The organism is Maricaulis maris MCS10 (assembly GCF_000014745.1).
GTDB classification, from domain to species: domain Bacteria; phylum Pseudomonadota; class Alphaproteobacteria; order Caulobacterales; family Maricaulaceae; genus Maricaulis; species Maricaulis maris_A.
Window position 1 is genome coordinate 2,092,490 of record NC_008347.1, and the last position, 12,174, is coordinate 2,104,663.

The 12,174-nt window shown below is 63.8% G+C and carries 15 protein-coding genes; 9 read left to right on the plus strand and 6 right to left on the minus strand.

The window, feature by feature from the left end; all coding sequences use genetic code 11:
• Positions 1 to 3 precede the first annotated feature (3 nt).
• The 3 genes from nagZ to MMAR10_RS09950 all read right to left on the minus strand — a co-directional run bounded on the left by nagZ (position 4) and on the right by MMAR10_RS09950 (position 3,138).
• Positions 4 to 1,020, minus strand: a complete 1,017-nt coding sequence (nagZ, locus tag MMAR10_RS09940) for a beta-N-acetylhexosaminidase (RefSeq protein WP_011643849.1) — start codon at positions 1,018 to 1,020, stop codon at positions 4 to 6.
• Positions 1,017 to 1,850, minus strand: a complete 834-nt coding sequence (locus MMAR10_RS09945) for an SPOR domain-containing protein (protein WP_011643850.1) — start codon at positions 1,848 to 1,850, stop codon at positions 1,017 to 1,019. Before MMAR10_RS09945 ends, nagZ begins: the two co-directional genes overlap by 4 nt.
• 97 nt (positions 1,851 to 1,947) lie before the next feature.
• Positions 1,948 to 3,138, minus strand: coding sequence for a deoxyguanosinetriphosphate triphosphohydrolase (locus MMAR10_RS09950; RefSeq protein ID WP_041636923.1), 1,191 nt, complete (start codon positions 3,136 to 3,138; stop codon positions 1,948 to 1,950).
• Positions 3,139 to 3,233: 95 nt separating this feature from the next.
• Between MMAR10_RS09950 and erpA the strand changes: the two genes are divergently transcribed.
• The 3 genes from erpA to MMAR10_RS09965 are packed head-to-tail and all read left to right on the plus strand — an operon-like array spanning position 3,234 to position 4,653.
• Positions 3,234 to 3,563, plus strand: coding sequence for an iron-sulfur cluster insertion protein ErpA (erpA, locus tag MMAR10_RS09955; RefSeq protein WP_011643852.1), 330 nt, complete (start codon positions 3,234 to 3,236; stop codon positions 3,561 to 3,563).
• A gap of 58 nt (positions 3,564 to 3,621) precedes the next feature.
• Entirely contained in the window at positions 3,622 to 3,969 is a 348-nt protein-coding gene (locus tag MMAR10_RS09960; RefSeq protein WP_011643853.1) for a DUF1428 domain-containing protein, read from the plus strand.
• Between the two features lie 6 nt (positions 3,970 to 3,975).
• Positions 3,976 to 4,653, plus strand: a complete 678-nt coding sequence (locus tag MMAR10_RS09965) for a nitroreductase (protein WP_011643854.1) — start codon at positions 3,976 to 3,978, stop codon at positions 4,651 to 4,653.
• Positions 4,654 to 4,656: 3 nt separating this feature from the next.
• On the opposite strand, the gene MMAR10_RS09970 is transcribed toward MMAR10_RS09965, so the two are convergent.
• The gene (locus tag MMAR10_RS09970; protein WP_011643855.1) at positions 4,657 to 5,922 is read right to left on the minus strand and encodes a M1 family aminopeptidase; all 1,266 of its coding nucleotides are present in this window, start codon (positions 5,920 to 5,922) and stop codon (positions 4,657 to 4,659) included.
• 68 nt (positions 5,923 to 5,990) lie between these two features.
• Complete coding sequence (locus MMAR10_RS16245) at positions 5,991 to 6,545, minus strand: hypothetical protein (RefSeq protein WP_011643856.1); 555 nt, start codon at positions 6,543 to 6,545, stop codon at positions 5,991 to 5,993.
• 82 nt (positions 6,546 to 6,627) lie between these two features.
• Between MMAR10_RS16245 and xth the strand changes: the two genes are divergently transcribed.
• The 5 genes from xth to MMAR10_RS10000 all read left to right on the plus strand — a co-directional run bounded on the left by xth (position 6,628) and on the right by MMAR10_RS10000 (position 9,943).
• The gene (xth, locus tag MMAR10_RS09980; RefSeq protein ID WP_011643857.1) at positions 6,628 to 7,416 is read left to right on the plus strand and encodes an exodeoxyribonuclease III; all 789 of its coding nucleotides are present in this window, start codon (positions 6,628 to 6,630) and stop codon (positions 7,414 to 7,416) included.
• A 151-nt stretch (positions 7,417 to 7,567) separates the two neighbouring features.
• Positions 7,568 to 7,846 carry a hypothetical protein gene (locus MMAR10_RS09985; protein WP_011643858.1) on the plus strand — a complete coding sequence of 93 codons (279 nt, stop codon included), beginning with the start codon at positions 7,568 to 7,570 and terminating at the stop codon, positions 7,844 to 7,846.
• 1 nt (position 7,847) lies between these two features.
• On the plus strand, positions 7,848 to 8,639 hold the full coding sequence (locus MMAR10_RS09990) for a DUF2145 domain-containing protein (RefSeq protein WP_011643859.1): 792 nt from the start codon (positions 7,848 to 7,850) through the stop codon (positions 8,637 to 8,639).
• A gap of 126 nt (positions 8,640 to 8,765) precedes the next feature.
• Positions 8,766 to 9,119, plus strand: a complete 354-nt coding sequence (locus MMAR10_RS09995; protein WP_150099756.1) for a hypothetical protein — start codon at positions 8,766 to 8,768, stop codon at positions 9,117 to 9,119.
• On the plus strand, positions 9,116 to 9,943 hold the full coding sequence (locus MMAR10_RS10000; protein WP_011643861.1) for a DUF2145 domain-containing protein: 828 nt from the start codon (positions 9,116 to 9,118) through the stop codon (positions 9,941 to 9,943). The genes MMAR10_RS09995 and MMAR10_RS10000 overlap by 4 nt, the downstream gene beginning before the upstream one ends.
• Positions 9,944 to 10,008: 65 nt before the next feature.
• Here the strand turns inward: MMAR10_RS10000 and selD are convergent, their stop codons facing one another.
• A complete protein-coding gene (gene selD / locus MMAR10_RS10005; protein WP_011643862.1) occupies positions 10,009 to 11,058 on the minus strand; it encodes a selenide, water dikinase SelD in 1,050 nt (349 codons plus the stop codon).
• Positions 11,059 to 11,091: 33 nt separating this feature from the next.
• On the opposite strand from selD, the gene mnmH reads away from it, so the two are divergent.
• Positions 11,092 to 12,174: a tRNA 2-selenouridine(34) synthase MnmH gene (gene mnmH / locus MMAR10_RS10010; RefSeq protein WP_233353819.1), complete on the plus strand. Its 1,083-nt coding sequence runs from the start codon at positions 11,092 to 11,094 to the stop codon at positions 12,172 to 12,174.

Consider the following 12,174-nt stretch of genomic DNA (forward strand, 5'->3'; position numbering starts at 1 on the left):
GGATCAGGCGGGAAGCCTGTCCAGACAGTCATTGAGCCGCGATTCGGCATCGTCCGGGTCAAAATCCTCGATCACGTCGCGAATCCGCTCGGCCGCTTCGGCCCGTTCCAGCGCCCGGCCGGTCAGGGCTGTCGTTCCTTCGGCGACCCCGATCATCTCGGACATCTGGCCATTACAGTGCAAAAGCATGTCGCAGCCGGCCTTCAGGGACAGCTCGCCGCGCTCGCGGAATGTGCCGGTCAGAGCCTTCATCGACAGATCGTCTGTCATAAGCAGCCCATCAAACCCGATCTCGCCACGCACCACCTTGTCGACCATGTCTGCGGACTGGGTGGCAGGGAGGTCGCGGTCGATGTCGGAATAGACAATATGGGCCGTCATCGCCATCGGCGCATCATTTAGACCCTTGAAGGGTGCAAAATCCGTCTCAGACAACAGGCCATGCTCTTCCGGCACGACGGGCAGTTCGAGATGGCTGTCGGCCCGGGCCCGGCCATGTCCGGGGATATGCTTGATGATCGGCGCGACACCGCCTGCCATCAATCCATCCATGGCGGCGCGGCCCAGATGGATGACCGGTTCGGGCGTGGTGCCGAAAGCGCGGTCACCAATAATGTCGTCTGCCCCTTCGATCCGCAGATCGGCGACCGGGGCACAGTCGACATCGACACCGATGGTGCGCAGCTCGTGAGCCAGCAGGCGGTGATTGATGCGGGTCGCCTCGATCGCCAGCTCCTCATCGACTTGCCAGAGGTCGGCAAAGCGCTGGGCCGCAGGCGCGGCACGCCAGGTCGGAGGCCGCAGCCGGGCGACACGCCCGCCTTCCTGGTCGATCAGGATGGGCGCGTCGCGACCGACACAGTCGCGCAGCTCCAGTGTCAGACGGGAGACCTGGTTGATGCCCTCGATATTGCGGGCGAACAGGATGAAGCCCCACGGATCAATGTCGCGGAAAAAGGCTTTCTCGTCCGGGCTCAGCTTGGTGCCGGCCAGACCGTAGATCACGGATGCGATGGTCATCGGCGAGCCACCAGGCAGTCCTGGCCGCGGGACTGAAGCGTGGAGCAGAAGCTCACAGCATCACCCCGGTCGCCGAAAGCCGCGATGCGCAGCCGATGATAGGTGCCCCGTCCTTCAATCTCGACCGACGCCACGTCCGGCGCCATGCCCGACGAGATGTCGGAGAAACGGGTGCGGAAGGCGACCCACGCCGCCTCGGCGTCGGCTTCGGTACGGAAAGAGGCGATCTGGACCACCCAGCTTCCGGTCAAGTCCACCCCGGTGACCTGGCCTGATGGCGCAGCAGGTTCCGGAGCGGCCACGACCGGTTCGGGTGCAGGGTCCGGCTCACGGACCGGGCGCTGCGGTGCCTGGCGCGGCGTGGCATCGGGCAGTGTGTCAGTTTCGATCGGTGTATCCTGCGGCTGCGTGTTGGCCGCCGCATCGGCATCGACCTGTTCCACTCGCAGGGTCGGCCGGCCGCTGTCTTCCAGCGGCTCTTCCGGAGCCGGGCGCAGTGATACCGTGTCATCGGCCGCACCATCGCCGGTCAGCCGGTCATAGACTTCCAGTTCGGTATCCGGCGTCTCCGCGCCACCCGGATCGACCGGACGCTCGCGATAAGGCTCCTCATTGGGGACAAGCCGCGGCGCGCCATCACGACCGCTGTCACGCAGGCCCTGATTATAGGCACTCCACACCACGCCGAGGAACAGCACGAAGGCCGCCAGCGCCGTGGTCAGCAGCAACAACCCCCGACGGGCGTCCTCGTCGCGGGCGTCAAAAGTGGCGAACTCGTCAGCAGGCGGCGCGTAGGCCCCGATCCGGCTTTCCTCGTCTTGGTCTGTCATGGATCCCGGTTCTCACCCTTGCCCGGCGGTCACGCGAATCGCGACGCGCCTCAACACGATAACATTGCGGTCGATAAGGCTTTACCGCCGCGACACTCTAGAAATACCCCTGCACGGTGAAAAGCCGTCTGTGCTCTTCCACTGCAAAGCGATCCGTCATGCCGGCGATATAGTCGCAAACCGCGCGCGCTGTCTGCGCGGTACCGGCACCTGTCATGCCTGCCTGCACATCGCTGGGCAAGACACCCGGATCGGCCAGATACAGGTCAAACAGTTCGCCGGTCACCCGGCGCGCCTGGCTCATCATCCGGTTGACCTTGTAGTGCCGATACATGTGGGCAAAGAGATGGCGGCGCAGCGCGGCGAGATGCAGCACCATTTCCTCGGAAAAAGCCACCACCGGGTGATCCAGCTCACGCAGGGCCTGGGCGCTGTCGGGACGGGCCCGATCAAGCCGTTTGCCGGATTCTGCGAGGACATCCGCCACCATGACGCCGATCAGTTCGCGCACCGCTTCATGGATAATGATGGTTTGCGGCTTGTCCGGCCACCGCTCCCGGACCCGGCGGAATATATCGCCGACCAGCGGCAGCTCGAGCAGAGGCTCGATTTCCAGCAGGCCGGAACTCAACCCGTCATCAATGTCGTGATTATTGTAGGCGATATCATCTGCCAGCGCCGCGATCTGGGCCTCGAGGCCGGCATGGGTTTCGAATTCGAGGTCTCGCCAGCCCTCATAGTCAGTGAAAGCCCAGGGCAGATCGGCTTCCGTCTGCCCCGGCCCGAGCAAGGGGCCATTATGCTTGACGACACCTTCCAGGGTTTCCCAGGTCAGGTTGAGGCCATCGAACTCGGGATAGCGCACTTCCAGCTTGGTGATCGCGCGCAGGGTCTGGGCGTTGTGATCAAAGCCGCCGAAATCCTTCATCTTCAGGGCCAGCTCACGCTCGCCCTCATGCCCGAACGGCGGATGCCCCAGATCATGGGCGAGAGCGAGCGCCTCGGCCAGGTCCTCATCGCCGCGCAAGGCCCGCGCCAGCGTGCGGGCGATCTGTGACACTTCCAGGGAATGGGTCAGACGGGTGCGATAGAGATCGCCCTCATGGGCCACAAATACCTGGGTCTTTCCCTTCAGCCGGCGAAAGGCCGCCGAGTGTATGACTCGGTCACGATCGCGCTGGAATGCATTGCGCATGGCGCTGTCAGCCTGCGGAAAACGGCGCCCGCGTGATTGGGCTGGATGGCAGGCATAGGGGGCACGGGTACGCTCGGTCGCGGCAATGGTCATGTCAGCAGGGCCTTTTATCCGCGCGGGGGGAGGTCCATATAAGACCAAGACGACACAATCCAAAGGCCGTACGGCCGACAGCATCAGGCAGACCCATGTCCGCAAACGTCACACTCTCGGCCTCGGCCGCAAAACAGATCAAGACCATCATCGCCGCCCAGGCGGCGGCCGGCCTGTTGCGCATCGGTGTGGTCGGCGGTGGCTGCTCCGGGTTTTCCTACACCTTTGATCTGGACGACGCGGTCAATGGCGATGACATGATCATCGAACGCGATGGCGCCAAAGTGGTCATCGACGAGGCCTCCCTGCCCTTTCTGGACGGGTCCGAGATCGATTATGTCGACGAGCTGATCGGCGCCAGCTTCAAGATCCACAATCCAAACGCCACCGCCGCCTGCGGTTGCGGCACGAGTTTTTCGGTCTAGACCTCGCCCCCTGCCACAAGCTGCCCTATCCTTGCGCCGGCAACCGGGAGGAAAACAGATGGCTTATGTTCAGGGGTATGTCGCGGCGGTACCGGATGAAAATCGGGACGCCTTCATCGAAAGCAGCGTCGTCATGTGCGCGATGATGAAGGAATTTGGCGCTTTGCAAGCGGTCGATTGCTGGGGCGCCGATGTTCCGGAAGGCGAGCTGACCTCCTTCCCCAAGGCCGTGCAGAAAAAGGACGGCGAGACGGTCACCTTTTCCTGGGCGGTCTGGCCGGACAAGGCGACGGCCGATGCTGCGATGGAAAAGATGATGGCCGATCCGCGGATGAAGGCCGATGAGATGCCCTTCGACGGCAAGCGACTGATCTTTGGCGGCTTTGAATCACTGGGCGAGATCTGACCCTTCATGACCACACGTTTTTCGGACATTGCCCGGCGCCGCATCTCGACGCGCGCCTTTCTCGACACGCCGGTCGGCAAGGACGAGATCCGCGACATTCTTGATACCGCGCGCTGGGCGGCGTCCGGCGGCAATCTGCAGCCGTGGACGGTCCATGTCGTGACCGGCGAAGCGCGACAAAGGGTCATCGACACGGTCCGCATGCGCCTCGAAGTCGACCCGTTCGGTGATGAGAATGATTTCGGCGCCTATCCCAAATCACTCTGGGACCCCTTCCGCACCCGACGCCATGCGCTGGGCGAGCAGATGTATGAGACGATGGGAATCGGGCGCGACAACAAGCCGGCCCGGCTCAATCACCTGTTGAAGAATTTCGAGTTCTTCGGCGCCCCGGTCGGCCTCTTCTTCAGCCTCGACGCCCGCATGAACCCCAATCAATGGGGCCATCTGGGCATGTTCATCATGTGCGTCATGCTGGCGGCCGAGGAAAAGGGGCTGGCGACCTGCGCCCAGGAAGCCTGGATGACACGCTGGAAAACCGTCGGCGCCGCCATCGGCCTGTCACCGGAGGAGCGAATCTGGTGCGGCATGGCGCTCGGTCATGCCGACCCGGACGCGGCGGTGAACTCGCTGCGCTCGGAGCGGGCGGAGGTGGATGAGTTCACCCGCTTCCTCGAACACTGAGCCCTATTCCGCGAGTATCGCCTCGAATTCGGCCCGGCCCTCTGCGCCGGCTTCAGCTTCGAACAGATCAAGCATTTGCGACGTGGTCCTGACACGCTCGCGCATGAAGGCCTGCATGAAGCGGGCAAAGGTCTCGCGACCGACCAGCGCTTCGGCGCGGGCCAGCGCCAGCGGTCCCTTTCGGTAAGCGACCAGATAGGGCGGCCTCTCAGTCATCTGCGGCGTCCAGACTGGCGGCAACGGGTTCGCGGCTCCGTCGACCTGACGCTGATAGCTCGCCATGCGTGCTTCAAACGCGGCCTCGCCGAGCGCTTCGCGCATGCCCATGTTCGCGACATAGTCGGCGAAACTTTCATTGAGCCAGTTCTCGACGGTCATCGCATTGCCGTGGCTCCAATAGTGGCCCAGCTCGTGGCAGATGAACTGGGTCAGCGCCGGAGATTCGCTGTCGGCAATGTCGGTGAGCGCGATCAGGGTGCCGCGAGAATACCCGCCCTCATGGCGCGAGGTCACGACGATGGAGGCATCCGGCAAGGGCCCGGCATCGGCCGCCAGCTCGTTGAGATAGCCGGTACAATGTTCCAACGCTCCGACCACGGCGTCGATATTGGTGCCGGCCGGATTGCGGGTGTCGTAAATGGCATAGCCCGGCGCGGCATGACGCTGATAATCAGCCATCAATGTGAAGGCGAGATCGAGCGTGGGCGTTTCCTGGACGACCTGGAATCCACCCGGTACACGCTCGATCGACTGCATGGCGACCCCCGCCCACTCGCCGGGCAACCACACATCCAGTTCCGCTGTCATCAGGGCATCAAAGCCCGCATCAAACGGCAGCCAGAAACTGTCGACCGTGAATTCGACCTTGCTTGTATCCAGCGTATTGATGGCCGTTTCAGGGGGCTCGGGAAACAGTGCTCCGGCATACCTCACCTGGACCTCGCGCCCCTGCCCCTCGGCTTCAGGATTGAGGATCACCGTGTAGGCCCGCATGGATCCGTTGAAACCATCAACCAATTGGCTTGAAACAGATCGGACCCTCTCACCACTGATTTCCGCCTCGCCGAACGCCGCATTCAGGAACAGGGTCAATTCGGATCGTTCGCCATCATTGACCGTCAACGTCCAGTCGGCGTCCAACATGCCGGTTTCCGGGCTGAGCCGAAGGTCCCCGTCATAGTGGTAGCTGGCCTCTTGGGCCGATGCGGCCGAAGTCAGACCGATAATGATGGCGGCGCTGGCCGTCCGAATAGCGTGTTTGACTGGCATGATGCTCCCCGGCTTGTTGTCAGCCAAGGGATGCGGCAACCGGCCGGATCAGATGCAAACGGGATCGGCTACCAGACGCCGTCCGGCACCATCTCGTCAGCGTCCTGCCGCGAAATCCGCTGGAATTCGATCTGCATGACAATCTCCCCGTCCTCGCTGGTGACGACGGAATACCCGTCAGGCCCGGTGATCTCCATTACCGTCGAAAACACGCGTTCCTCACCGCCCTGCCCACGATGGGTCTCGTCGGGAAAGAGCATGCGGTTGCCGACCGGCGTCATGGTACCGTCGGAGACCCCGCCGATGGAATTATAGTAGCGATAGGTGATCACCTCCGCTTCCGCATCCCAGTGGTAAAGCGTCTCGCCGCGATAGACCGCTGCACCCTGTGGTACGGCATGCACATCGCGCAGATACTGGCCGCCATAGACCGGCTCATAACAATGCACGTCGAAGGTCTCGGACCCGGGAAACACGCCGGTCCAGCAAGACCCGGCGAGAAAGGCGAGCGGCATCAACTCCTCGCGCAGGACAGGCGCGTCATCCGCACCGGCGTCCTGCGCCTGACCGGTCGAGACCAGCAGCATCACACCCAATCCCGCGCTCAAAACCTGTCTGTGCATCTGCCGCGCTCCTGCGTCTTTTCTCATCGCCGAAACGGGTTAGGCTGAACGCTCATTCGCCAACAAAGACCCGTGATCCATCATGACCCTGACCGTTGCTTCCTGGAACGTCAATTCCGTCAAGGCCCGCCTGCCCAATGTGCTCGACTGGCTGAGCGAGGCCAAGCCGGATGTCGCCTGCCTGCAGGAGATCAAGACGGTGGATGAGGGCTTCCCGCGGATGGAGATCGAGGATCTGGGCTATAATATCGAGACCCATGGCCAGAAGTCCTACAATGGCGTCGCCATCCTCTCCAAACACCCGATCGAGGAGCTCCGCTGCGGCCTGCCGGGCGATGAGAGTGACGAGCAGGCCCGCTATATCGAGGCGGTAATCGCGGCGGAAGGCGGGCCGGTGCGCGTGGCGTCGATCTACCTGCCCAATGGCAATCCGGCACCGGGCCCGAAATACGACTACAAGCTGGCCTGGATGGAGCGCCTGCGTCGGCACGCCCAAAACCTGCTGACCTTCGAGGAACCGCTCATCCTCGCCGGCGACTATAATTGCATCCCGCGCGACAGTGATTGCTGGGACATCGCCGAATGGGAAAGCGACGCCCTCGCCTTGCCGCAAACCCGCGCCGCCTTCCGGGCGCTGAAATGGCTCGGCCTGACCGAGGCCTTCGAACAGCTCGACGGGCGCGGTCACCAATACACATTCTATGACTATCAGGCCGGTCGCTGGAACAAGGGGCATGGTATCCGCATCGACCACTTGCTGTGCTCGCCGCAGGCTGCCGATCACCTTGAGGGCATCGAGATCCACACCAAGACGCGCGGCAAGGAAAAGGCCTCCGACCACATTCCGATCGTCGGCAGTTTTTCGCTTTAGGGTCGGAACAGCCCCTTTGACAGGCATTGCGGCCCTTCAACCGACTGTCCGCGCCAGCGATCACAAACTCGCGTTATTCGCGATTTACTCTCCAAACGGGCGAGTCTCTCGTGTAAGGTTGTCGCGAGGGACCAAGCTGTACGGATAGAGCATGCGCATTTTACTGATTTCGACCTTCACCCTGGCCCTCTATGGCGGTGCAGCAGACGGCCAGCAGCCGGCGCCGCAACCGGCCGCCGAACGGTCTGAGCAATCCCAGTCTCGTACCGAAACGGGTCAACGACGCGGCCATGCCCGCGCCGCCCAGCAAATGGCCCGGGCCCGTCACAACTCCGCGCAATCGGACGAAGGCGCGCCGGCTCCGGCCGGTTTGCCGGTATCGGAGACGATCGTAAACCAGACCGCCCCTGACCCTGATCCGGATCGGTAGCATGCGCTACCTGATCGCGTGTTGCCTGTTCATCGTCTCCGCCGCCACCCCGGCGTGGGCGGACAGCGATGCGAGACCGATCGATCACTTCACGCTGCGCGAAGCGGCCGACTTCTCCAAACAGGTCGAACGGGAACTGGCACAGCGCGGCGCCTATATCGCCCTTGTCTTCCGCTCCGGCCGCCCCCGTGATGCCCTGCCGGACGGCGTTCGCTATACCCATGGCGCCTTCTGGGTCTACGGGCCCGTCACCGAGGCTGACGGCTCGCAGGGTCACGGCTATGCCGTCTATAATCTCTATCACGGACAGGACGACCCGACGACGTCCTACCTGGCGCAGGACTGGCCGCTGGATTTCATGCGTGGCGATGTTGTCGGCGAAGTCGGTGTCATCATTCCCAGCGAAGAGATGCAGATCCGGCTGCTCGATGTGATCGCCTCCGACCAGTATGACGCCCTGCACCAACCCGAGTATTCGCTGCTCTCGAACCCGGCCGACCTGCGCTTCCAGAACTGCACCGAATTCCTGCTGGACGTGGTCGCGGCTGGTGCCTGGCTGACCGATGACCGGGCTCGCATCAAGATCAATCTTGACGCCTATTTCCCGCCCACCCGGGTCGAGCTGGGCTGGTGGGAGCGGCTGACGGCCGGCTGGTTCGACCCGCGCATTCGCCTCGACGACCAGGGCAATGGGCCAGTGAACATCGCCAGCTTCTCGTCGATCAGCGACTTCATGCTGACATTCGACCTGGCCGATGAGAGTTTTGAAATCCAGGCGGACCCCTCGGATTGAATGAGAAAACGGGCGCGCATCGGGCCAGGCTGGAAACGTGAATCTAATTTACGAACATTGTTCATTTACAATTCACGGCTGATCTGGGAGAGTGATGTCGGGCTGGCACCCGAATGGAGACGCACCATGCGCACCCTGATGATCGCATCTTCCCTGCTGCTTGCAGTGACCCCGATGAGTTTGGCTGACAGCGGCAATCCGACGGCCCGAGCATCCGGCGAAAGTGCCGGCGCATCTGTCGAGGCGACAGCGACACTGGCGTCGGCCGGCGTCACCGTGACCGGCGCCGCCGTGGTCGGCGTGACGGGATCGACCGCCGGCGTCCTGACCGGCAATCCGGAACTGGTCGAAAACAGTCTCGACTTCGCCGCAGAGATGGCCGCGGCGCCGTTTGGTAGCGGACCGCTTGAGGTTACCGATGCCGTCATCATTGCCGATGACGCCCCGCAGGTCCCCTTCAACCCGGACGAGACGCCATGAGGCACACTCTCACTGCCCTCTCGGTCCTGGTCCTGACCGGCTTTATCGCCCTGCCCGGCGCCGAAGCCGGGTCGGGCGCGCTTCCGATCTCGCCCTTCGCCATCGAGGACTCGGCCGATTTCTCGAAACAGATTGAACGCGATCTGGCGGCGCGCGGCGCCCGTGTGGCCCTGGTCTTCCGCACCGGCCGATATCGCGAGGATCTGCCCGAAGGAGTGCGTTATACCCATGGCGCATTCTGGGTCTGGTCCGAGATCGAGCTGGCGGACGGAACCCGCACACACGGCTATGCCGTCCACAATCTCTACCACCATGCCGACGAGACACGGCTCTCCTATCTCGCCCAGGACTGGCCTCTCAATTTCACCCGGGGCGATGTGGTCGGCGAGGTCGGAGTGATCCTGCCCTCCCCGGAAATGCAAAGACGGTTGTGGATGATGCTGGCCAGCGAGACCGACGAGGCCTTGCACCAGCCGGACTATTCCCTGCTCTCCAACCCGCACGACCCACGCTACCAGAATTGCAATGAATACCTGCTCGATGTGGTCGCCGCAGCCGCTTGGGAGACCACGGATCGCGAGCAGATCAAGGCCAATCTCACCGCCTGGTTCGAACCGGCCCCGATCCGTACCGGCCTGTTCGAGCGATTGCTGGGCCCGTCCGTTGATGACCGTATCCGGCTGGAAGACCAGCGCGGCACGATCCGCACCACGACCTTTTCGGCTCTCGCCCGTTTCATGAGCGAGCATCAGCTGTCCAGCGAGGCCTATGAAATCCGCGCGGCCTTTCTGGACACGCCACGCGACCCCCTTCCCGCCGGCTGATCCAGCCAGTCCCGGCCGCGGGTGGTTTGGCGGCGGGCGCCTCGCGCCCGTCGCCGGCCCTTGCCTCAGATGACTTGGATGCCCTCACCGGCCTCAATGCGGCCAACCACGGCGGCATCGACATGTCCGGCCTGTCTGAAATGCTCCAGCACGGCCTCGGCGCTTTCCGGCGTGCAGCTGACCAGGAGGCCGCCGGAAGTCTGCGGGTCGCACCACAAGACCTCATCCATCGCCGACCAGTCGGCTGGCCTCTCCACGCCGCCGCCAACTGCCGCCCAATTCCGCCCCGACGCGCCCGTCTTGACGCCGTCTGCCGCCAGCGCCCGCGCCTCTTCAAACACCGGCACCGCCGCGCGTTCGATCACGGCGCGGACACCCGCGCCCTCACACATTTCCGACAAGTGCCCGAGCAGGCCAAAGCCGGTGACGTCAGTCGCAGCATTTACCCCGCCGAGCGCGGCGAGGCCGGCGCCCGGCGTATTGAGCCGTGTGGTCGAGGCGACCATCTGCGCATAACCCTCGTCTGACAGACGATCCTGTTTCAGCGCCGCCGAAAAGACCCCGATCCCGATCGGTTTGCCAAGGATGAGGACATCGCCCGGTTTCGCACCGGCATTGCTGAGCAGACGATCCGGGTGAACCGTCCCCAGCGCCACCAGCCCGTAGATCGGCTCGGCCGCATCAATGGAGTGTCCGCCCGCGATCGGTGCCCCCGCCGCCTCGGCAACCGAGCGACCGCCGGCAAGGATGGCGCGGATCATCTCCGGCGGCAGCTTGCCGACCGGCATGCCGACCAGCGCCAGACAGAAGATCGGGGTTGCCCCCATGGCATAGACATCGGACAGGGCGTTGGTGGCGGCGATCTTTCCGAAGACTTCCGGATCGTCGACGATCGGCGTGAAGAAGTCGGTCGTTGCCACCAGCGCCGTCTCGTCATTGATCCGCCAGACCGCCGCGTCATCGCGGGTCGAGGCGTCGATGATCAGCTCCTTGGGCAGCGGGAACCCCGACGGGCCGCCGAGAATGTCGCTGAGGACCGCCGGGTCCAGCTTGCAGCCACAGCCACCGCCATGGGCCAGCGAACTCAACCGGATCGGTCGTGTGTCATCCATCATCCCGTACCTTGTGTTTTTGGCTAGTCTGCCCCGATGACCGGGATCGACACGCCGATGCAACGCATTGCCACCACTGATGACCTATCCGCGCGCGGATTGGAACGCTTTGATGCCATCATCGATGTGCGATCACCGTCGGAATATGCCGAGGACCATCTGCCCGGCGCCATCAACCTGCCCGTCCTCGATGATGAGGAGCGGGCCCGGGTCGGCACCCATTACACCCAGGTCTCGATCTTCGAGGCGCGCCGGATGGGTGCGGCCATCGCTGCCCGCAATATCTCGCGGCACATCGCCGCCGCCCTGGCCGACAAGGACAAGACGTTCAAACCGCTGGTCTATTGCTGGCGCGGCGGGATGCGATCGCAATCCATGGCGACCATTCTCGCGGCGGTCGGCTGGAAAACAACGCTGGTTGATGGCGGCTACAGGACCTGGCGCCGTCAGGTGGTGGCCGAGCTGGACGCCGATGCGCCGCTGCCGGTCATCCTCATTGACGGCCAGACCGGGACCGCCAAGACCCGGCTCCTGCATGTTCTCGCGGCCCGCGGCGAACAGGTCATCGACCTGGAAGGCCTGGCCTGTCATCGCGGCTCGATCTTCGGTGACTTCTCCGACAACCCGCAACCAGGCCAGAAGGCCTTCGAGACGGCGCTGTGGACGAAAATCCGGGAACTGGACCCAAGCCGTCCGGTCTATGTCGAGGCGGAGAGCCGATCGGTCGGCCGGTTGCGCGTGCCACCGCGTGTTTGGAATGCCATGCAGGCGGCGCCGCGGCTGGAGATCCGGGCACCGGTCGCCGAACGCGCCCGCTATCTGATGACCGCCTATCCCGACCTGCCCGATGATCCCGACAAGCTCCTCGCCGCGATTGACGGCTTGCGGCGCTTCCATGCCCGCAGCGTGATCGAGGAGTGGCAAGCGCTGGCCGGACGGGGCGATTGGCAAGCCCTGGCCGCGGCGCTGGTGACCGCCCATTATGACCCCGCCTATGATCGCGCCCGCAAGCGCGATGACGCGGAGCTCTCGCGGACCATCCTGGAAACGGGCAGTCTGGATGATCGCGCACTTGCGGGGCTGGCTGAACGGGTCATTGCCGCCACGCCCGCTGCCTGA